Below are 18,256 nucleotides of genomic sequence, written 5' to 3' on the forward strand. Positions count from 1 at the left end.
ACATTCTTTTCACCGGAGAGTAACGAGGAATCCATGAAGGTTCTTGTAGCTGTCAAACGAGTGGTCGACTACAACGTCAAGGTTCGCGTCAAGGCGGACAACTCCGGCGTCGACCTTGCAAACGTCAAGATGTCCATGAACCCCTTCTGCGAAATCGCCGTGGAAGAAGCCGTGCGCCTGAAAGAGAAGGGCGTGGCGACCGAGATCATCGCCGTTGCCGTCGGCCCGTCTGCCGCCCAGGAGCAACTGCGTACCGCCCTGGCCCTGGGCGCCGACCGCGCCATCCTGGTCGAACATGCCGGCGAGCTGAACTCCCTGGCCGTGGCCCAGGCGCTCAAGGCTATCGTCGACAAGGAGCAACCACAGCTGGTCATTCTCGGCAAGCAGGCCATCGACAGCGACAACAACCAGACCGGCCAGATGCTTGCCGCGCTCACCGGCTTCGCCCAGGGCACCTTCGCCTCCAAGGTTGAAGTGGCCGGCGACACGCTGAACGTCACCCGCGAAATCGACGGCGGCCTGCAAACCGTCGCGCTCAAGCTGCCGGCCGTGGTCACCACCGACCTGCGCCTGAACGAGCCGCGCTACGCGTCGCTGCCCAACATCATGAAGGCCAAGAAAAAGCCGCTGGAAACCCTTACGCCCGAGGCGCTGGGTGTCGCCATGACGTCCACCACCAAGACCCTCAAGGTCGAAGCGCCTGCCGCCCGTGGCGCGGGCATCAAGGTCAAGTCGGTGGCTGAACTGGTCGAGAAACTGAAGAACGAGGCGAAGGTAATCTAATGACTATCCTGGTTATCGCTGAACATGAAGCCGGTGCCGTCGCCCCGGCCACCCTTAACACCGTTGCTGCCGCTGCCAAGATCGGCGGTGACGTGCACCTGCTGGTTGCGGGTGCCAATGTCGGCGCCATTGCCGAAGCCGCGGCGAAGATCGCTGGGGTCGCCAAGGTGCTGGTCGCCGACAACGCCGCCTACGAGCACGCGCTGCCGGAAAATGTCGCGCCGTTGATCGTCGAGCTGGCCGGCAACTACAGCCATGTGCTGGCGCCGGCCTCCACCAATGGCAAGAACATCCTGCCGCGTGTCGCTGCACAGCTGGATGTCGATCAGATCTCCGAGATCATCGCCGTCGAGTCCGCCGACACCTTCAAGCGCCCGATCTACGCCGGTAACGCCATCGCCACCGTACAGTCGAGCGCTGCAGTCAAGGTCATCACCGTGCGCGCCACTGGCTTCGACGCCGTGGCCAGCGAAGGCGGTTCGGCCAGCGTTGAAAGCGTCGCTGCCGTCCACGATGCCGGCAACTCGTCCTTCGTCGGTGAAGAGCTGGCCAAGTCCGACCGTCCCGAACTGACCGCTGCCAAGATCGTCATCTCCGGTGGTCGCGGCCTGCAGAACGGCGACAACTTCAAGCACCTCTACACCCTGGCCGACAAGCTCGGCGCGGCGGTGGGCGCTTCCCGCGCCGCGGTCGACGCAGGCTTCGTGCCCAACGACATGCAGGTTGGCCAGACCGGCAAGATCGTCGCCCCGCAGCTGTACATCGCCGTGGGTATCTCCGGTGCCATCCAGCACCTGGCTGGTATGAAAGACTCCAAGGTGATCGTCGCGATCAACAAGGACGAAGAAGCGCCGATCTTCCAGGTTGCCGACTACGGCCTGGTGGCTGATCTGTTCGAAGCGATTCCCGAGCTGGAAAAGCTGGTCTGATCTTGCTGCTTCACTTATAAAGAAGCCCGACCCCCGTTCAGGGGGTCGGGTTTTTTTTCGTGGCTAGGAGCGGTGCATGGCGGTTCGGGCAAGGCATAAGGGATGCGCATTGGCACTGGCGTTGTGTGCGCCGCTGCTGGCGTCGGCGGCGGGCAAGTGCGAGCGCCTGGTGGTTACCGGTAGCCCAGATGCGCCGCCGTACTCCTGGCAGGACCCAGGCAATCCGAAGCAGTTGATCGGCGCCAGCGTCGATCTGCTACGCCAGGTGGCCGGCGAGCTGGGTATCAGCGTGCAGGTGCTGTACGCCGGCAAGCGCGAGCAGGCGCTGGATGAGGTACGCAGCGGACGTATCGACCTGCTGCTAGATACGCCAATGCAGCTCGCCCAGTTGACCGCCCTCGACTATATCCACCCGGCCCTGCAGCTCAACGAGTACGTGGTGTGGACTCGCCCCGACTCGACCCTGGCGTTCGACGGTCCGGCCGATCTTGCCGCTTACCAGGGCACCGTTTCGGCCAAGGCGCGGCTGACGCCGGCCTTTGAAGAGTTCGCCAAGCGCAGCCTCAAGCTGGTGCCCTCGCAGAACCTTACCCAGGCGTTGCAGAAGCTGGTGCTCGGTCAGGTCGACTATGTCCTGGCCGGACGCTATTCAGGCCTTGCCATGGCGCAGAGTCTGGGGCTCAGTGCCGACCTGCAAACCCGCGGGCCGGCCGTCGATCAGCCTGGGTTGTACCTGGCGTTGTCGCACAATTCGGCCTGCAACGATGCCTGGTTACGCGGACAATTGGCGAAAAAACTGACAGAATTGCCCCTTTCCGCTGCCCCCGAGGCGGTGCTGCAGCGCAATGTCGAGCGCTGGAAAGCGCAAGTGCAGCCGTTGCCGGATGCCCCAAAACCCTAGGAACCGTCGTTTGAAGATTCCCACCCTGACCCTCGCCCTTGCCGTGCTGGGCCTTGCCGGTTGCGCCAATGACCCGGCCCCCACCGAACAACTGCGCGTCTCCGAGCAGGCGCTGGAACAGGCCAAGGCCGTCGGTGCTACCGATCAGGTCGGCGAATTCAAGCTGGCCGAAGACAAGCTCGAGCGCGCCAGAAGCAACCTGCTGACCCAACAGTTTCGGGACGCACGCCTGCGCGCCGAGCAAGCCGAACTCGACGCGCGCCTGGCCGAAGCCCGGGTGCTGACGCTCAAGAGCGAGGAGCAACTGAACGTGTTGCAAACCCGCGTCGATCGCCTGCGCAAGCAACTGGCGGTGCAACCATGAGGCGCTCGAGTTCGATGGCCCTGATCGCCGTGCTCGCTGCGCTGGGTGTGCAAGGTTGCGCCAGCCAGCGCAGTGAAAGTGCTCTGAATGATGCCGCGGCAGCGTATCAGGCGGTCAAGGACGATGCCGACGTACTGCGCAGTGCGCCGCGTGACGTGATTCGCGCCGGTGAATCGCTGGGCCGTGCCGAACGGTTGTCCGGCTACTTCGGCAGCGGGGCGGACGTGCGCCATTACGCGTATCTCAGCCAGCGCTACAGCGAGATCGCCCGCGAGCACAGTCGCCTGGCGGCCAACCAGGAGCGCCTGGCCAAACTCGATCTGGAGCGTCAGCGCCTGCAACTGGCGCTGCGTGAAGCCAAGCTCGACAGCGTTCAGCAGCAAGGCAAGTGGCTGGAAACGCAGATCGCCGCGCTGGCGTCCGAGCAGGGTGAGCGGGGTCTGGTGATGACCTTGAGCGATGTGCTGTTCGACACCGGTCGCGCCGAGCTGAAGAACTCGGCGAGCCGCACCGTGCTCAAGCTGGTGCAATTTCTTCAGCTCAATCCGCGGCGGGTGGTGCGCATCGAGGGCTACACCGACAGCACCGGCACCGCTGAAGACAACCTGACCTTGTCGCGCGAGCGCGCCCAGGCGGTCGGCGACATGCTGGTCGATCTGGGGGTGGATGAAAACCGCATCGAGGTCGAGGGCTATGGTGACCAGTACCCGGTCGAGGCCAATGCCTCGGAACGTGGCCGGGCGCAGAACCGCCGGGTAGAGATCGTCTTCTCCGATGCCAAGGGGCGCCTGGCGTCGGCGCGCTGAAGCGAGGTCAGGCCGGTCGATCCGCCACGGCCCGCGTCAGCTCATTTAGGCTGGCGCGGGCCGAGTCGTTTCAGTGACGCTGTTCGAGCACCAGCTTGTCTTCCAGGCGATCGAGGTGCTGCTGCATCAGACCCAGCGCCGTGTCGGCATCGCCGTGCTCTACCGCATCGATGATCGCCGCGTGCTCCTGCCACGCGCAGTGCTCGCAGCACGGCGCTTCATAGCGGGCGATGATCAGCGAGGTCATCGGCACCAGGCCGTTGAGAAAGCGCGCCAGCGGCGCATTGTTGGCCATCTGCGCCAGCTTCAGGTGAAATTCGCCACCCAGCCGAATGGCGGCGCAGCGCTCGCCGCGCTCATGGTGCAGGCGCTCGCGTTCCACCAACTGACGCAACTGGCGGATTTGCGCCGGGCGCGCGCGTTGGGTCGCCAGGCCGATCAGGGTGGTTTCCGCCAGGCGCCGGGCGCTGAGCACCTGGCGCGCCTGCTGTGGATCGGGAGCGGCCAGGTGCGCGGTGTGGCTGGGTCGCTGCACCACCACCTGCTGATCCGAGAGCCGCCCCAGCACCCGACGGATCACCGTACGACTGACGCCGAAGGCATTGCCCAGGGCCTGTTCGGGCAGCAGGCTGCCGGGGGGCAGGCGCTGTTCGAGAATGGCGTCGAACAGACGCGGGTAGATTTGCTCGGCAGACAGGCGGGTTTCGCTGCCAAACAGCAGTTTCGGCAGGCGGGGGGCGGCGTGGGCACAGGCGGTCATGGTCGCTCTCCTGAAGTGGGGGGCTGATCGTCGTCCGGAATGTTCATCTCGATGCCCATGCGCTGCCCCTCCTGAAGGATGTGGCGGCGCATCTGGGCGCTGGCCTGAGCGCTGTTCTTCTCGCGGATCGCGCGCACCACCGCTTCATTTTCCGCAAGCCGTGCGGCCAGGTGCTCAGGCGATTTGCGCAGCATGTCGGCGCTTTGCTTGAGCGCGTTGCCGGTCTGTTGCACCACGCTCTGGAAGATTGGGTTGGTGGTCAGCGCGAACAGCTCTTCGTGAAAAGCGATGTAGGCCGAAACGCCGGCTTCACCGTCGTTGGCTTCGAGTGCCTCCCGCATGTCCATGAGGGTCAGGCGCAGTTGGCCGATGTCCTGACTGTTGGCTGACTGCGCCACCAGGCCGACGATGAACGGTTCGAGGGTGTAGCGCAGTTGCAGTACGTCGGCCAGGCTGGCGGCGGCAACACTTTCACCGGCCTGGGCCAGCGTGGCGCTGTCGACATCCAGCACCAGCACCCCTTTGCCGGGCAGCGAACGCAGCAGGCCAAGGGTTTCTAGCACCGTCACGGCTTCGCGCAAGCTGGGCCGGCTGATGCCCAACTGCTCGGCCAGCTCGCGCTGGCCGGGCAGCATTTCACCACTACGCCACTGGCCACGGGCCAGCGCCTGGCGCAGCTTGTCCACGACAGAGTTGACCACGGTCGATGAGCTGATCACGGTTGACTCCAGAGGAGTGGATGCATCTTGGCTCCTTGCCCGCTGGCGACGTTGGCCGGCGGGCGATTGGCTACTGCTATTGATGGGCGGTGCCTGGCTTGCGCGTACTCATGGCAAAGCCTGGCTTGCCGGCGAGTACGTTGTTGGCGCGTTCCAGATCGATGTCTTTTTCCCAGCGGGCAATGGCCACGGTCGCGACGCAGTTGCCGATCAGGTTGGTCAGTGCGCGGCCGATGCCCATGAACCAGTCGACCGCTAGCACCAGTACCAGGCCGACCACCGGAATCGCCGGCACGGCCGTCAAGGTCGCGGCAAGAATCACCAGCGCGGAGCCTGGGATGCCGTGAGCCCCCTTGGAAGTCACCAGCGACACCAGCAGGATTGTAAGCAGATCGGTCATCGCCAGGGGTGTACCGGTGGCATTGGCAATGAAGACGATGGCCAGGGTCAGGTAGATCGAGAAACCGTCGAGGTTGAACGAGTAGCCCGTGGGAATCACCAGGCCCACCGTCGAGCTGCCGATACCCAGATGTTCCAGCTTGCGCATGATCTGCGGCAGCACCGCATCGGAAGACGCCGTGCCCAGCACGATGGTCAGCTCTTCACGCAGGTATTTGATCAGCGGAATCAGCTTGAGCCCGGACACGCGCATGACGGTGCCCAGAATGATCAGCACGAACCCGGCGCAGGTTAGGTAGAACAGCGCCACCAGGCCGCCCAGGTGCTGCAGCGACTCCAGGCCGTACTTGCTGGTGGTGAAGGCGATGGCGCCGAACACGCCGATCGGCGCCAGGCGCACGATCATGCCCATGATGCGGAACACCACATGGCTCAGTTCGTTGATCAATCGGGAAATGCCCGAAGCAGGCTCGCCGACCAGGTTCAGTGCGCTGCCGAACAGCACCGAGAACAGCAGCACCTGGAGGATGTTGTTGTCGGCGAAGGCGCCGACCACCGAGGTGGGGATCAGGTCCATGAGGAACGCGGCGGTGCCGTGGATGTGCTGGCCGCGTTCGGCCAGGCCATTGGCATCGGCGCTCGACAATTGGTCGAGGTGGATGTTGGCGCCGGTGCCGATGCCACTGGTGAAGGCGAACACCAGGCCGATCACCAGTGCCAGGGTGGTCAGCACTTCGAAGTAGATCACTGACTTCAGGCCGATACGGCCGACTTTCTTCAGGTCGCCAGCGCCGGAAATGCCGCTGACCACCACGCAGAACACGATGATGCCGATGAGCATCTTGATCAGTTTGATGAACCCGTCACCGAGGGGTTTTAGCTGGAGGGACACTTCAGGGAAGCTGAGGCCACAGATGACGCCGAGGGCGAGGCCTAGCACCACTTGCAGGAAGATCGAACGCGAGCACCACTTGAGCATGGGAGGAGTCTCTTGGTCGGTGTCCTTGCTTCACAGCCTTTCCCGTGAGCGAAACCCTGCAAGCGCGGACTTAATTATTGTGGTCTTACCGGTTTGTCCAGTGCCGGCCCACTCTACGCCCCCTGTTTTCGGCATTGCAAGGTGTTTTAGTTAGGCCGGTCTGACCAGTTGCAGCGTGTTTCCGCGCTAGCCGCTCTGCGACGGCTGATTGCATTATTCGAGGCGAAAAAAAACGGCATGCCGAGTGGGCATGCCGTTTTTTTTCGCAGCAGATTCGATCAGCTGTGCAGTTCTTCAGCGGCGAACAAGGTGTTCTCCAGCAGGCAAGCGCGGGTCATAGGGCCGACGCCACCGGGCACCGGAGTGATCCATCCGGCGCGGGGCAGGGCGGTTTCGTACACCACATCGCCCACCAGCTTGCCGTCTTCCTGACGATTGATGCCGACGTCGATGACGATGGCGCCTTGCTTGATCCATTCACCCTTGACCAGACCGGGCTTGCCCGCAGCCACCACCACCAGGTCAGCGCGGCCGACTTGGCCGGCCAGGTCTTTGGTGAAGCGGTGGCACACGGTGATGGTGCAGCCGGCCAGCAGCAGTTCCATCGCCATGGGCCGGCCAACGATGTTGGAGGCGCCGACGATCACCGCGTTCATGCCATACAGGTTCTGACCGGTGCTTTCCAGCAGGGTCATGATGCCCTTGGGCGTGCAGGGGCGCAGCAGCGGGATGCGCTGGGCCAGGCGGCCAACGTTATAGGGGTGGAAACCATCGACGTCCTTGTCCGGGCGGATGCGCTCGAGCAGGCGGGAGGCGTCGAGGTGCGCCGGCAGCGGCAGTTGCAGCAGGATGCCGTCGATGCTGGCATCGTCGTTGAGGCGATCGATCAGCGCGGTGAGGTCATCTTGCGTGGTGGTCGCAGGCAGGTCGAATGCCTGGGACATGAAGCCAACCTCTTCGCAGTCCTTGCGCTTGTGCGAGACATAGACTTGGGAGGCGGGGTCGGTACCGACCAGAATCACCGCCAGGCCCGGTGTGCGCAGGCCCTGTTGGCGGCGTTCAACGACACGTTGGGCGATCTGCTTGCGCAGGTTGGCGGCGATCGCCTTGCCATCGATAAGGTGTGCAGTCATAGACGCGTGTTTAACCATCGAGATGAGAACATAAAAGAGGCGGCATTCTCGCACGACCGACCGTGAGGGCAAAAGCACGCGGTCGGGCAAATCCTCTAACTCCTTCAATAAGCTAAATTTTTTTTGACAAACCTGTTGACGACTTGCGGGCTCGTCTATAACATTCGTCGCACTTGTCGGGCAGAGCCTAGCACTGGTTAGCAAGGTCAGGCAGAATGAGTGGATTTATCGGCTTGTTCGGTACGGCTAAAAGTTGATTTGCAATCTCAACAGAAAGCAGATTGAATATGCGCCCGTAGCTCAGCTGGATAGAGCATCCGCCTTCTAAGCGGATGGTCGCAGGTTCGAGTCCTGCCGGGTGCGCCACTAAGGCAGCTTTGGCAAGCAAGTGAAGTTTCAACGTAACACCGCAATATGGTGGGCGTAGCTCAGTTGGTAGAGCGCTGGATTGTGATTCCAGTTGTCGTGGGTTCGATTCCCATCGTCCACCCCATATTTTACGAAGGCGCCTTGATTGTATAATCTGGCGCCTTTGTTTTAAGTGTTGCATGCGGACGTGGTGAAATTGGTAGACACACTGGATTTAGGTTCCAGCGGCGCAAGCTGTAAGAGTTCGAGTCTCTTCGTCCGCACCATCTTTTAAATCAAGGGGTTACGAGCTTTAACAACGCTCCCCCTTGACCCGCTGGAACTTCAGCGTGAACAGAACGTGAACTTGAACGTTCACGGCCCTGATCCAGCACCCTTACCGCATCCCTTACCCTGGCCGGCGCCAAGTGCGCATATCGCTCCGTCATCATGACGGTCGAGTGGCCAAGCAGATCCCTGACTTCCGCCAGCGCAACGCCGGCACTGATCAGATGCGCAGCACAGGTGTGCCGCAGATCGTGAATCGTGAAGTCGTCAATCCCTGCTTTTTTGCATGCCTTGTTGAATCCGGTGCGCAGGCACAGCACTCGCTCGCCATTGCCCCTGGCGAACACCCAGGGTGTAGAAGGGCAGTGCTCAGCCCTGAACGCCATCATCTTTTTCAAAGCGTCGATCGCGCCGTCGTTCAATGGGATGCTGCGGCGCTTGCCGGCCTTGGTGTGCACGCCTTCCAAATAGACGAGCTCGTTGGCGAAATCCACTCGCCGCCACTCCAGCCCCAGCATTTCCTCTTTCCGGCAACCCGTGTTCACGGCCAGTCGGATAAACGCCTCAAGCAACAGGCCAAACTTCTGTGCTCGAGCAGCACGGCACAGACTCTCGACCTCTGCCCGCGTCAGCCACCGCACCCTGCCTTCAGGTTCCCTCATCTTGCGGCCCTTCACCGGGTTCGGCAGGCCCCACTCGTACTCGACGTTGCACCAGTTGATTGCTGCAGATAGTGCGGCCAACTCCCTGTTGATGGTTGCAGCGGACACGCCGTCGGCAACCCGCCTATCCATGTATGCCCGGATGTCCTTTCCGGCTAGGTCATTCATCACCATGCCTGTAAAATGACCGCGCAGCGCCTTTACCCTATTGGTCGTTGTCTCGTAGCTGCGTTGGTGCTGGCTGGCGTTACGCAGATACGGGAGCATCACTTCGTTGAAGGATCGGGGCGGGTTCACGCCCCATTCCTTTTCTTTCCAGACGTCCGCCCGGGCCTGCTGCTCTAGTGCTTTTGCCGCCGCATAGTCGGCAGTGCCAGAAGAGCGTCTAACTCTTTTTCCATCTGATTGGGTGATAAAGATCCACCAATACGGCGAATCGTCTCGTTTGTAGGGCATTCGGTATCCTCCGACATGCCGCCCGCGGCCCGAATACTAGCAGCGGCGGCATCGTCGATCATCTGTTGCAGTTTTTCGGCATGCACCCTGACCCCGCGCTTCATCCAGCGAACGGTCGGAATGCGGCCTTCGGTGGCCATCCGGTAAGCGGTGGCCCGGCTGACACAAAGCAGGTCGGCTGCTTGCTCAACGGAAATCAGGGACATGGTGGTCTCCGCGCCGCCGGCGGCGGCAGGTTGGTGGTCAGTCGTTGCCTTCCGTGATCCGATGCTCAACGCCCATCGAGCGCACTTCTGCTGCACCCATGAAAACCAGGTCGAGCGCAGCGCCTTGCAGGCTGCCGACGGCGTCGGTGCCTTCGTCGTCTTCTGACAGAACTGGAAGGGCCAGATGGCGAATCTGGTCGATGCCAACGCCTTCTGGGATGTCGTACCGCGTTGTGACAGTGGTGGTGACGGTAATTACGGGCATGCGAGCTCCACGCCCGCGCGCATCGGCGGGCTTGAGTAGTAGGGGAAGGGGTTAGGCTTCGGTGATTGGCGCGGGGATGGCCTGGGCCTTCCACTCTGGGTCGATCTTCCAGGCGATACAGGGCGGCTCGATCCTGCTTTTGTAGCCACCGAGCCAGTAGTGGCCGCTGTGCTTCGATGCTCCGCAGACGCTGCAGGTGTGCCAGCTACCGAAGCCCCGAGCAGAGAACGGTTGGTACTGGTGGTTGCTCACGGCATCAGCTCCTTCGGCACCTGGACATGGCTGCCCAGCTTGCTCTCCACCAGCGAACGGCAGAACGCGACCAGCGCCGTCGGCCCATAGTGCCAGCGCACCGTGTTGCCAGGCCCGGCCCAGTAGCAGGTGTCGGTGCCGCCCATGTAGGCGTTCCACTGGCAGCCGCCGCGGTGCTTGTCGATCAGTGGTCCGCCATGTACCCAGCTGGTAGAGGGCCGGTAGCCATAGCCCAAGGCGGCGCCGCGGGCGGTGCAACTGCTCGGCTCACCCTGGGGGCTGATGATGCAGGTGTGATCCTCGCTGTCCTGGGTGTAGCCCTCGGCCATGGCCACCGCCCAATCCAGCGCTGCACCGGTGAGGTTGGATGCCCTGACGCTGATTGTGTCGGTCATGGCTGCACCTTGCGGATCGATGGGAAGGGGTATGACTCGGGTTTGTTTCCGTGGAAGCAAGCGATCCACTCGCCATAATCGGGGGTCCACTGCCGGCCGCACTCGGTCTGCACGTAGCGTTTAGCGACCTTGCTGATTTTCTGGATGCCCATGCTATTGAAGTTTCGATCCAGGCACTCGACCTCATCGCCAACAGCCAGGGCCGGGAGTCTCTCGCTGACTTTGTATGTAAGCTCGCTCACAGCTCATACCTCTCGGTGAAGTTTCTGTTGCCGCGCGTACTCGTCGGCATTGGCTTCGCAGGCGATACCCTGGCAGCCATGCTCATGGCAGGTTGTCAGGTTGCAAGCCTTGCGAAACCCGCTGCCGCCGCACATTCCGCAGTCACCTTGGCGGTGATCAGGGCAGGGATATATCTCCCATGCCCTGCGCCATTTCTCATGAGGTCCCAGCATTCCGGCGCCGGCGTCTGGTACCAGTGCAGTCGATGTTCGACTCACAGCTCATACCTCTCATCAATCCAGCGCCCAGGCGCCAGTGCGGGTGTAGGTTCGGGTTGTTGTTCGTGCGGGGAGAGCTGGCGCTCGTCATGCGCACTGCCATCGCAAGGCCAGTCGGTGCCTCGGCCACAGGTGGGCGCCTTGAGCTGGCTGTCGGGGATGCAGCTGATGCCGACGTGGTTGAGGATGTAGCAGGTGACACCGCGCTGGCTGTCGTGCTGCACATCGATGACGTTCTCGGTTGCGCAGGCGCCGGTGGCCAGTAGCAGGAGGCAGAGGGCGAGGCGGGTCATGGCTGGATCCTCTTGAACTCGACGACCCAGACCCAAGGGTTCACTTCCCATGATTCGGCGCCGTTGATGCCGGTCCAAAGCAGCTCGAACGACTTGCGGGGATCTGAGCTGTAGGTCTCGATGCCCTCGACGTGCCACCAGTCGCCAAGCTCGGCATGATCGGTGTAAAGGCGAACTCCCTCGGCCTTGGCCTGATCTTCGGTGATGTGCTGCAATCGCTCGACACGCACGTCGGTGATCTCCAGCAGGATACGGCTGGCCCAGCGCGGCATGTGGATCGATGGACGGCCGCGACCTTGAGAGATCATGGCGCAGCCGGTCTGTCGTACGCTGCCATCTGCTGGGTAGGCGATCGGCTCGCCGTGGCTCAGATCGCGCGGCGTGATCGAGTCGACCTGAGCATCGGCCGCCCACGCCTCACGCACCCACAGGCGGTCGCCAGGTCGGCCATATGGGCATTCGGGGTTGCGCTTGGCCGGGTCGGGGTGGCGTATGAATGGCTGGCCGACGCCATAGCTGCCGATGTCGCCCTTTGAGCGGGGCTGAATCCTCGCCGGACGTCGTGTTACCGTTTTGCGGCCGTCCAGGATGGCACGCACCATCGGCGCGCTGAACAGGATCGGGCGTTCCTTTGCTTGAGACATAGCTTCGCCTTTGCCGCCATAGCGCGGCAGTAAATAGAGGGGAGAGGGGTTACAGCGGAGTGGGGCGAATAGGCTTTTAAGCTTGCAGCTTCTCGCTGGCCGATTTGAGTTCAGCTTCAGCGCGCTGGCGCCACTCTGCACCATGTTTCAGGTAGTGGACGATCAGCCAATGAATTACAACGGCCTGCTCGTCCTCGGATTTGGGGGCGATGTTGTGCCCCATGATCCGCAATGCCTTGGCGATGAAGTGGCAGGTGAAGTTAGGGCGGCCGAGGATCTCGCGGAGGTCGTCAGTCAACTCTGGCAAATTCGAGACAGCCGGCGCGCTCGGCTCTGCGCTGGCGCATAGGAAAGTCTTAATTCTGTCAGAAGGGCGTTTTATGTAATGGGTGCCTCTGAGCATGTTGCGAATTTCAAGCTCACGACAATCTTCCTCAGCAATGCGCAACAGCGCATGCGCCTCGGCCAACTGGGTGCGCAGGCTTTCGATGTGCAGTCCATGTTCCACGCAAAAGCACTCTGGAGCGCGCTCAACCCCGGCACTGTTTGCTGGCGCTGGGTAGGTGTAGAGCGGCCCCAGCTTGGCGATCTCGTCGAGGCAGGCGTTCCAGCTTTCTGCCTTCGCCACGCCTCCGGGTACGTCCCACCCCTGGGTCGGATCTTTGCGCGCAGGCAGCGCCACCGGCTCTCCCTGGTGCTGCTGGGCTGGCGCAACGGCCAGCATCGCTGCATACGCATCCAGCATGTCGGGGTCGTCGATCGTCTGACGCTTCGAATACCACGCCTCTGCAAAGGCGACGATCATTTCGTCGGTCGGCACGCGCGGCACGCTGACCATCTCTGTGTTGCTGGATCGGTTTTCTGTGGGCATGGGGATACCTCAAGCTGAGCGTTCAAGTTGTTGTTGAAGGCGTTGGCCTATCCAGCGCACGACGGGGACGGCCTTGCTGTTGCCGATCGCCTTGTAGCGCGGCCCGTCCGGGCATAGGCCGGCGACTCGCCCGCGATAGGGGATCAGCGTGTAGTCGTCAGGGAAGCCCTGAAGTCGTTCGCACTCGCGCGGGGTCAGCCTACGAACGGCTGAACCTGCAAGCACGTTGCGCTCTTGAGAGCGACCTCCGTCGCCAGGTGCGGTCAGCGCGTAGGCGATGTCTCCTCCGACCTCCAAAGACCTACCGCCTTCTCGGCCTCGCTCCTGGAAAGCAATGCAGGGGAGGCCCTGGCCAGGCTTGCCGCCACCAGTTGATAATGTGCCCGCCACTTGCCCGTCACCGCCCTCCAAGCGGACCTCGCTACGGCTGTTCTCGGCGAATGCGAGAACTGCATTCTCCTGGCCGCTGTTTCTCCCGAGTGCGAATGCTTGGTCGGCAAGGATGCAAGGGTCTTGCGTGCCGTGCACGACGAGGTGGCCGTGCCCGTGATTGGCATCTTGCCCGCTGCAACCCTGAAGGCGGCCGAAGCTGGCGTCGAGCGTTGGTGCCACGCAGAACGTCTCGCTTTCGATATCAAGGCGCATGTCCTTGGCCGTCAGCGTTGCAGCCTGGCTGACATCACCCTGAAGGCTGTGGCCTCCATACGCCGAAATCCCTGCCAGAATCCCAACCGCTGGACCTTGTTCACCCTCGCAGTTTGGGCATCCGTACTGACCCAGGTCTAAACCGAAGATCCATCCGCAACCGCACTGGAGTGCAGGGCCGAATGGAGCTCGTCCGGCAAGGTCTTGCCCCTCGCCTCGGCGCGGCGGAGTATCCCGGCGCATGCCTTCGCGCTCAAAAAGTACTTCAAGGGGATCGAACCCTGCTCGAGCACTTGCGACAACGAACACACGCCGGCGTCGTTGGGCCAGGCCGAAATATTGGGCATCCAGAACCCGCCATGCGACTGTTCGCGTGGGTCCATACACACAACCAGCGTCCTTCCATTTGCCCCCTGGCGGCTGAAGTTCTTCTGATTCGCCCACCAGGGCGCCGAGGAAGCAGCCAAACGCGTTACCTTTGTCGGAGAGGACGCCGGGGACGTTTTCCCAGACGCAGGCGGCCTCGGGTTGGCCGCGCATGGTTCGAACATGGTCAATTGCATCGAGCAGCTCCACGTATTTGATGGTGAGGGCGCCGCGGGGATCGGCCAGCCCTTCGCGCATGCCGGCCACGCTGAATGCCTGGCAGGGTGTTCCGCCAACCAGCACCTCGGGTGCCAGAATCTTGCCGGACAGCACCATGGCAGCCAGGCGGGTCATGTCGCCGTGGTTCGGCGTCTCGGGGTAGTGGTAGGCCAGCACGGCGCATGGGAACGGCTCGATCTCGGCGTACCAGTCCGCAGTCCAGCCAAGCGGTTGCCAGGCCTCGGTCGCGGCTTCGATGCCGCTGCAGACACTTCCGTAGGTGATGGACATTGATATACTCGCCTTTTTTTGCCAAGAGTGGCGATATGGAAACCGCAGAAGTTCGTGAGCTTAAAGAAAAAATAGAGCATCTCGAAAGGTTGCTCGAAAGTCGCGCCGATCAAGTTCATGAACTTGATATGGATGATCGGCGTTACGAGCGAAAGGTGAGGTCGATGAAGCTTGCCGTTACTCTTGCACTGCTGTGCATGACGATTTTTTCAATTATTCCAGTGGCTTATAATATTTTTCGAAGTCCTCCCGTTTTTCGCAGTGCGCCGGCAAGCAGTGAGTCAATCTTGAACGAAGCGTTTCGAAATACTACAGCTAAAGAACTAGGCGAACTAAACACTTTCATGGCGGAATTCAGAAAGGACACTAATAAAATAGATCCCGAGCGGTTATCTCTAGGAATGGTAAAGTCCGACGTTAATCTGCTTAGCGGTCGTATCGGTGTATTGGAGAAGTCAATATCTGACTCGCCTGAAAAGGCTCTTTCTATACCGTTGCTTCGACGAGATCAGGAAAGCATGAGCAAGACGATCGAGGCAAATAAACAGGCGGTAAACTCAGAACTTGGTCGTATCTACGATCAGCAGAAATGGATGCTGACGGGCATTGGAACTGCATTGCTTGCTGCACTTACCGCATTGGCCGGAGCGCTGTATAAGACGGTAAATCGAGTGCCCGACTGAAACCGCGCCGCCCTCGCCGGGCAGGCGTTATCGTTAAATTCCGGAAGGCGCTGGAGGGCAGCGCGTTGACGAAAGATGGCTGACGAGCCGGTCGTCGTGACGAGCGCCCAAGGCTTTCTGGAAAAACCCCAAGTGGAACGCTCATGGCTCTCGGTTCAGATTTGGCCTGCCTCAGCAGTCGTGACACGAAGCTGCGGCCAATATTTGAGCCGGAGATCTGCTGGATGAAACAACTGACCGACTTCATCAACCTGATGACAGCCATCCTCAAACTGTATCGGGAGCTGCTGCTAACGCTGGTGGTGGTGGGTTGTCTCCTGTCAGGGACGACAACCCAGCCTGGGCATTACTTGGAGTCGAAGCTACCGAGCACCAGCTTGGCTGCCTCTCCGACCTTTTCCTCGAGAACCTGCTTGAACTCTTGAGCGATAGCCTCGCGCTGCGCTTCCTCCCCCAGCCAGCGCAGCTTCAGCACCGGTTGTGATCCGCTGGTGATGACGGACACGCGCAAGCGGATGACTTGCTCGCTCAAGCCTTCGAACGGGATGACTTTGAAGTCGAGCCAGGCGGGCAGGGTTTCCTTGCTGCTGGCCTCAATCGAGTCCATGGCGCTGCGGCTGGCGCGCGTCTCGCTGACGGCATGATCGCTTTCGGACGACGCCTTGACGGTGATGGTGCGCACGGCGGCAATGGCTTTGGCGATCGACATACCGGCACCGTTCTCGTCAGTGGCGGTAAGGTGCTGGTGCCAGTCTTCGATCCAGTCGCTCATGGCCTTCTGCGCCAGGGCCTGGCCACACACAGCCTGGACAGCCGCGAATGCAGCAGAGGGCTTCAGCCGCAGCACGGCACGGTCATCAGCGTGGCCAGGGTGGTTCGGCGTGCCCAGGTTGAACAGCACCACACAGCTCATGACGTCCTGATCGATGAAGCCGCGGGCGTTTGGTGCTGCCCGCTCGACGACGTAGGCGCCGAAGTCGGCCAGTGAATGCGTGGAGTAGGTGCCGCGGAAACGATTACGGCCTTCTTGGTACCGCTCCAGATCAACCACGTTGAAATGCTGCGGTACTACGACGACCGGACCCAGGGCGGGCAGGTCGCGCCCGGCGGCTGCGATGGTGGTTTCTTGAATGAGCTCGAGCGCTTCTTTGGTGAGGGACATGCGGTGGTTCCTTGTGCGGATGGGGTGGTGTTACTTGCGTGGATGGACCGGCGCTTCGTCGCGGGTGAAGAGCTGATCGTGCTTTTCTGGGAACAGCGAGATATTGCCGCCGGTGCCTACGTACATCGGGGTGTCGAGGCAGGTGTTCTCGCTGCGATCGCCGCGCTTGGTCGGCACCTTGTAGGCGAGCTTGTGCTTGATCTTCACCTGGTGGGAGTCGCCGATCTGGGTGAAGTCCAGGGTGATGGTGATCTTGCCGGCCTTGCCGTGATCGACCACGCCGGCGGCTACTTCCGAGAGGGCGTGGCCGATCTGGCTGGCGAAGGCGCCGCCGTTGAGCTCTTGCAGGAACTCGGTTGTGTCGGTGGGCTTGGACATTGCTGCGTCTCCTGATGGACGATGCCGCTGGGCGGCAAGTTGATGTGCTGCTGGCGCCGGCCGTGCCGGGTGCGGTTGTGGATTTGTTTCACGCGGGCCTGCGCCATTTGGGGAAGTTGATGTCGTGTTGCAGCGCCAGCTTGCTCAGCTGCTGATTGCTGATGCCGAGCAGTTTGGAGACGGCATCGCGGCTGAGGCTGGTGTAGGAATAGGCGCGGATCTTGTCGATGAGCTCGGCGCGTTCGAGCATCCTGGCCTGGCGCTTGAGCTGGCGTTGTTCGAACTGCCTGAGCGTTGAGCGGCCTGGGCGCGGCGTGGGCGGTACCGACTTGGCTTCGACAGTTGCCGCTGGTGCTGCAATTGGTGCAGGTGGCGCAGGTGTAGGAGCGGCGGCCTGGGCTTGTTCCGGGTACCGCCGAACGCTTGGGGGACGGTGCACGGTACCGACGTTGCCGCAGTCCTGGATCTTGCCGCCCTGGGCCAGGAACTGCGCCACCTGGTCGGCCAGCTCAGCCCGCGCGCGTTCGTGCTCTTCGGGGATGTGCTCGCCGATCATTGCAGGCCTCGCTTGCTGGCGGCGCCGGCCTCCATCGCTTTGACGAACACCAACGCTGTTTCGTACTGGTAAGCGTGGCCAGCTACCTGGCCTGTGGCGATTTCGCTGATCACCCAGATGCTGCCGACTCCCTTGGCTTGGTAAAGCGGCGGCGTTACCCGTGCGCGCGCTTCCTCACGGGCGATCTTGGTGCTCGCGAGCAGTTCCTCGAGCCGTGGTAGGCCTTGTGCAAAGGCGATGCTGGTGGATGTCTGCATGTTCTTTCCTCTGTCAGGCGTGGTGCTCGAAGGCCTCGGCCTTGCGAACGATTCGAAGTTGGGCGGTGCGCCGCTCGGGCACGCGCCGGTCGCGGCGCATCGGGTCGCCATCGTTGAGCGCGGCGTGCACGGTGAGCAGGCAGATGAAGAACACGCAGAGCGGGCTGATGATCTGGCGGCTCATGGCCTTGGTGACTGCCTCGATGCGGCGCCCGACTTCGAGCTTGTAAAGCACCGTCTCGATGCGGTTCGCGGCTGTGCCGGGGCTGATGCCCATGCGCCGGGCGATTTCCTTGGTGGTAAGGCCCTGGGCGACCCACAGCAGGGCCTCCAGTTCGCGTGGCGCCAGCAGCTTGCCGAGCTGGCCTGTCCATGTACCGCAGGTAATCTTTTCCATGAAGTTGTCTCGGGGGACTGCATTGGTCAGGAGCCAGGCGCGGGTGACCAAACCCACCGTGAAAGGTGGCCTGGCGCCTGCCTAATGCGGTCGTATGTGAAGGGAAGGGGATGCGGGGTGTATCGGGAGTCATACGTAGCCGGGATCAATGCCTTACTCATGCGGCGGACCACTCTGCAAGCTGGTCGGCCCCTTTCTCCCAGGTGCCGGCTGGCGCTTTCGCGTTCCCGTATGACTTCCGATGCACCCTGCGATGGGGAGCAGGGCATCGGGCAGTCAAAATTTGGTGTAAATACATGCCTCGTAATCAAGTGGATGACCACCAAGCTTCCCTGGCTTGATGTTCCAG

The 18,256-nt window shown here is 61.9% G+C and carries 24 protein-coding genes and 3 tRNA genes; 9 read left to right on the top strand and 18 right to left on the bottom strand.

Annotation, left to right across the window (positions count from 1 at the left end):
• Positions 1-33 precede the first annotated feature (33 nt).
• From LK03_RS12960 to LK03_RS12980, 5 genes are all read left to right on the top strand, one after another.
• Positions 34-783 (top strand): electron transfer flavoprotein subunit beta/FixA family protein, encoded by a 750-nt coding sequence (locus LK03_RS12960; protein ID WP_038412792.1) that lies wholly within the window; start codon positions 34-36, stop codon positions 781-783.
• Positions 783-1,712, top strand: a complete 930-nt coding sequence (locus tag LK03_RS12965) for an electron transfer flavoprotein subunit alpha/FixB family protein (RefSeq protein WP_038412793.1) — start codon at positions 783-785, stop codon at positions 1,710-1,712. Before LK03_RS12960 ends, LK03_RS12965 begins: the two co-directional genes overlap by 1 nt.
• 76 nt (positions 1,713-1,788) lie before the next feature.
• Complete coding sequence (locus LK03_RS12970; protein ID WP_038412794.1) at positions 1,789-2,613, top strand: substrate-binding periplasmic protein; 825 nt, start codon at positions 1,789-1,791, stop codon at positions 2,611-2,613.
• A gap of 10 nt (positions 2,614-2,623) precedes the next feature.
• A complete protein-coding gene (locus LK03_RS12975) occupies positions 2,624-2,977 on the top strand; it encodes a DUF4398 domain-containing protein (RefSeq protein WP_038412795.1) in 354 nt (117 codons plus the stop codon).
• Positions 2,974-3,783, top strand: a complete 810-nt coding sequence (locus tag LK03_RS12980) for an OmpA family protein (protein WP_038412796.1) — start codon at positions 2,974-2,976, stop codon at positions 3,781-3,783. Before LK03_RS12975 ends, LK03_RS12980 begins: the two co-directional genes overlap by 4 nt.
• Before the next feature lie 70 nt (positions 3,784-3,853).
• Here the strand turns inward: LK03_RS12980 and LK03_RS12985 are convergent, their stop codons facing one another.
• The 4 genes from LK03_RS12985 to folD form a co-directional block, all read right to left on the bottom strand.
• Complete coding sequence (locus LK03_RS12985) at positions 3,854-4,543, bottom strand: GntR family transcriptional regulator (protein ID WP_038412797.1); 690 nt, start codon at positions 4,541-4,543, stop codon at positions 3,854-3,856.
• Positions 4,540-5,262 (bottom strand): FadR/GntR family transcriptional regulator, encoded by a 723-nt coding sequence (locus LK03_RS12990; RefSeq protein ID WP_038412798.1) that lies wholly within the window; start codon positions 5,260-5,262, stop codon positions 4,540-4,542. Before LK03_RS12990 ends, LK03_RS12985 begins: the two co-directional genes overlap by 4 nt.
• 76 nt (positions 5,263-5,338) lie before the next feature.
• Positions 5,339-6,640, bottom strand: a complete 1,302-nt coding sequence (locus LK03_RS12995) for a C4-dicarboxylate transporter DctA (protein ID WP_038412799.1) — start codon at positions 6,638-6,640, stop codon at positions 5,339-5,341.
• A gap of 278 nt (positions 6,641-6,918) precedes the next feature.
• The gene (gene folD, locus LK03_RS13000) at positions 6,919-7,773 is read right to left on the bottom strand and encodes a bifunctional methylenetetrahydrofolate dehydrogenase/methenyltetrahydrofolate cyclohydrolase FolD (RefSeq protein WP_038412800.1); all 855 of its coding nucleotides are present in this window, start codon (positions 7,771-7,773) and stop codon (positions 6,919-6,921) included.
• 289 nt (positions 7,774-8,062) lie between these two features.
• On the opposite strand from folD, the gene LK03_RS13005 reads away from it, so the two are divergent.
• From LK03_RS13005 to LK03_RS13015, 3 genes are all read left to right on the top strand, one after another.
• A tRNA-Arg gene (locus LK03_RS13005) sits at positions 8,063-8,139 on the top strand.
• 51 nt (positions 8,140-8,190) lie between these two features.
• Positions 8,191-8,266, top strand: a tRNA-His gene (locus tag LK03_RS13010).
• Positions 8,267-8,323: 57 nt separating this feature from the next.
• Positions 8,324-8,408: transfer RNA gene (locus tag LK03_RS13015), tRNA-Leu, on the top strand.
• Between the two features lie 9 nt (positions 8,409-8,417).
• Here the strand turns inward: LK03_RS13015 and LK03_RS13020 are convergent.
• The 9 genes from LK03_RS13020 to LK03_RS13060 all read right to left on the bottom strand — a co-directional run bounded on the left by LK03_RS13020 (position 8,418) and on the right by LK03_RS13060 (position 14,474).
• Positions 8,418-9,527 carry a tyrosine-type recombinase/integrase gene (locus LK03_RS13020; protein ID WP_038412801.1) on the bottom strand — a complete coding sequence of 370 codons (1,110 nt, stop codon included), beginning with the start codon at positions 9,525-9,527 and terminating at the stop codon, positions 8,418-8,420.
• Positions 9,413-9,733, bottom strand: coding sequence for a helix-turn-helix domain-containing protein (locus LK03_RS21935; RefSeq protein ID WP_081951596.1), 321 nt, complete (start codon positions 9,731-9,733; stop codon positions 9,413-9,415). The genes LK03_RS13020 and LK03_RS21935 overlap by 115 nt, the downstream gene beginning before the upstream one ends.
• A gap of 37 nt (positions 9,734-9,770) precedes the next feature.
• Positions 9,771-9,998, bottom strand: coding sequence for a hypothetical protein (locus LK03_RS13025; protein WP_038412802.1), 228 nt, complete (start codon positions 9,996-9,998; stop codon positions 9,771-9,773).
• 51 nt (positions 9,999-10,049) lie between these two features.
• Positions 10,050-10,250, bottom strand: coding sequence for a hypothetical protein (locus LK03_RS13030; RefSeq protein ID WP_038412803.1), 201 nt, complete (start codon positions 10,248-10,250; stop codon positions 10,050-10,052).
• A complete protein-coding gene (locus LK03_RS13035) occupies positions 10,247-10,645 on the bottom strand; it encodes a phage protein NinX family protein (RefSeq protein WP_038412804.1) in 399 nt (132 codons plus the stop codon). The genes LK03_RS13030 and LK03_RS13035 overlap by 4 nt, the downstream gene beginning before the upstream one ends.
• A 496-nt stretch (positions 10,646-11,141) precedes the next feature.
• A complete protein-coding gene (locus LK03_RS13045) occupies positions 11,142-11,438 on the bottom strand; it encodes a hypothetical protein (protein WP_038412806.1) in 297 nt (98 codons plus the stop codon).
• Complete coding sequence (locus LK03_RS13050; RefSeq protein ID WP_038412807.1) at positions 11,435-12,082, bottom strand: hypothetical protein; 648 nt, start codon at positions 12,080-12,082, stop codon at positions 11,435-11,437. The genes LK03_RS13045 and LK03_RS13050 overlap by 4 nt, the downstream gene beginning before the upstream one ends.
• A 76-nt stretch (positions 12,083-12,158) precedes the next feature.
• Positions 12,159-12,953: a hypothetical protein gene (locus LK03_RS21590; RefSeq protein ID WP_049870485.1), complete on the bottom strand. Its 795-nt coding sequence runs from the start codon at positions 12,951-12,953 to the stop codon at positions 12,159-12,161.
• 9 nt (positions 12,954-12,962) lie between these two features.
• Positions 12,963-14,474 carry a DNA cytosine methyltransferase gene (locus LK03_RS13060; RefSeq protein ID WP_038412808.1) on the bottom strand — a complete coding sequence of 504 codons (1,512 nt, stop codon included), beginning with the start codon at positions 14,472-14,474 and terminating at the stop codon, positions 12,963-12,965.
• Between the two features lie 35 nt (positions 14,475-14,509).
• Between LK03_RS13060 and LK03_RS13065 the strand changes: the two genes are divergently transcribed.
• Positions 14,510-15,157, top strand: a complete 648-nt coding sequence (locus LK03_RS13065) for a hypothetical protein (RefSeq protein ID WP_038412809.1) — start codon at positions 14,510-14,512, stop codon at positions 15,155-15,157.
• A gap of 346 nt (positions 15,158-15,503) precedes the next feature.
• On the opposite strand, the gene LK03_RS13070 is transcribed toward LK03_RS13065, so the two are convergent.
• The 5 genes from LK03_RS13070 to LK03_RS13090 all read right to left on the bottom strand — a co-directional run bounded on the left by LK03_RS13070 (position 15,504) and on the right by LK03_RS13090 (position 17,907).
• The gene (locus tag LK03_RS13070; protein WP_038412810.1) at positions 15,504-16,319 is read right to left on the bottom strand and encodes a DUF2303 family protein; all 816 of its coding nucleotides are present in this window, start codon (positions 16,317-16,319) and stop codon (positions 15,504-15,506) included.
• 30 nt (positions 16,320-16,349) lie between these two features.
• Positions 16,350-16,697: a hypothetical protein gene (locus LK03_RS13075; RefSeq protein ID WP_038412811.1), complete on the bottom strand. Its 348-nt coding sequence runs from the start codon at positions 16,695-16,697 to the stop codon at positions 16,350-16,352.
• Between the two features lie 88 nt (positions 16,698-16,785).
• A complete protein-coding gene (locus tag LK03_RS13080; protein WP_038412812.1) occupies positions 16,786-17,253 on the bottom strand; it encodes a hypothetical protein in 468 nt (155 codons plus the stop codon).
• Complete coding sequence (locus tag LK03_RS13085) at positions 17,250-17,510, bottom strand: hypothetical protein (RefSeq protein ID WP_038412813.1); 261 nt, start codon at positions 17,508-17,510, stop codon at positions 17,250-17,252. Before LK03_RS13085 ends, LK03_RS13080 begins: the two co-directional genes overlap by 4 nt.
• A gap of 13 nt (positions 17,511-17,523) precedes the next feature.
• The gene (locus LK03_RS13090; RefSeq protein ID WP_038414713.1) at positions 17,524-17,907 is read right to left on the bottom strand and encodes a response regulator transcription factor; all 384 of its coding nucleotides are present in this window, start codon (positions 17,905-17,907) and stop codon (positions 17,524-17,526) included.
• Positions 17,908-18,256: the final 349 nt, after the last annotated feature.

This window comes from Pseudomonas cremoricolorata (assembly GCF_000759535.1).
Lineage (GTDB): Bacteria > Pseudomonadota > Gammaproteobacteria > Pseudomonadales > Pseudomonadaceae > Aquipseudomonas > Aquipseudomonas cremoricolorata_A.

Coding starts and splice junctions, on each gene's coding strand:
- LK03_RS12960 (WP_038412792.1), top strand. CDS start 34: ATGAAGGTTCTTGTAGCTGTCAAACGAGTGGTCGACTACAACGTCAAG.
- LK03_RS12965 (WP_038412793.1), top strand. CDS start 783: ATGACTATCCTGGTTATCGCTGAACATGAAGCCGGTGCCGTCGCCCCG.
- LK03_RS12970 (WP_038412794.1), top strand. CDS start 1,789: ATGGCGGTTCGGGCAAGGCATAAGGGATGCGCATTGGCACTGGCGTTG.
- LK03_RS12980 (WP_038412796.1), top strand. CDS start 2,974: ATGAGGCGCTCGAGTTCGATGGCCCTGATCGCCGTGCTCGCTGCGCTG.
- LK03_RS12985 (WP_038412797.1), bottom strand. CDS start 4,543: ATGACCGCCTGTGCCCACGCCGCCCCCCGCCTGCCGAAACTGCTGTTT.
- LK03_RS12995 (WP_038412799.1), bottom strand. CDS start 6,640: ATGCTCAAGTGGTGCTCGCGTTCGATCTTCCTGCAAGTGGTGCTAGGC.
- folD (WP_038412800.1), bottom strand. CDS start 7,773: ATGACTGCACACCTTATCGATGGCAAGGCGATCGCCGCCAACCTGCGC.
- LK03_RS13020 (WP_038412801.1), bottom strand. CDS start 9,527: ATGCCCTACAAACGAGACGATTCGCCGTATTGGTGGATCTTTATCACC.
- LK03_RS21935 (WP_081951596.1), bottom strand. CDS start 9,733: ATGTCCCTGATTTCCGTTGAGCAAGCAGCCGACCTGCTTTGTGTCAGC.
- LK03_RS13025 (WP_038412802.1), bottom strand. CDS start 9,998: ATGCCCGTAATTACCGTCACCACCACTGTCACAACGCGGTACGACATC.
- LK03_RS13035 (WP_038412804.1), bottom strand. CDS start 10,645: ATGACCGACACAATCAGCGTCAGGGCATCCAACCTCACCGGTGCAGCG.
- LK03_RS13045 (WP_038412806.1), bottom strand. CDS start 11,438: ATGACCCGCCTCGCCCTCTGCCTCCTGCTACTGGCCACCGGCGCCTGC.
- LK03_RS13050 (WP_038412807.1), bottom strand. CDS start 12,082: ATGTCTCAAGCAAAGGAACGCCCGATCCTGTTCAGCGCGCCGATGGTG.
- LK03_RS21590 (WP_049870485.1), bottom strand. CDS start 12,953: ATGCCCACAGAAAACCGATCCAGCAACACAGAGATGGTCAGCGTGCCG.
- LK03_RS13060 (WP_038412808.1), bottom strand. CDS start 14,474: ATGTCCATCACCTACGGAAGTGTCTGCAGCGGCATCGAAGCCGCGACC.
- LK03_RS13065 (WP_038412809.1), top strand. CDS start 14,510: ATGGAAACCGCAGAAGTTCGTGAGCTTAAAGAAAAAATAGAGCATCTC.
- LK03_RS13070 (WP_038412810.1), bottom strand. CDS start 16,319: ATGTCCCTCACCAAAGAAGCGCTCGAGCTCATTCAAGAAACCACCATC.
- LK03_RS13075 (WP_038412811.1), bottom strand. CDS start 16,697: ATGTCCAAGCCCACCGACACAACCGAGTTCCTGCAAGAGCTCAACGGC.
- LK03_RS13080 (WP_038412812.1), bottom strand. CDS start 17,253: ATGATCGGCGAGCACATCCCCGAAGAGCACGAACGCGCGCGGGCTGAG.
- LK03_RS13085 (WP_038412813.1), bottom strand. CDS start 17,510: ATGCAGACATCCACCAGCATCGCCTTTGCACAAGGCCTACCACGGCTC.
- LK03_RS13090 (WP_038414713.1), bottom strand. CDS start 17,907: ATGGAAAAGATTACCTGCGGTACATGGACAGGCCAGCTCGGCAAGCTG.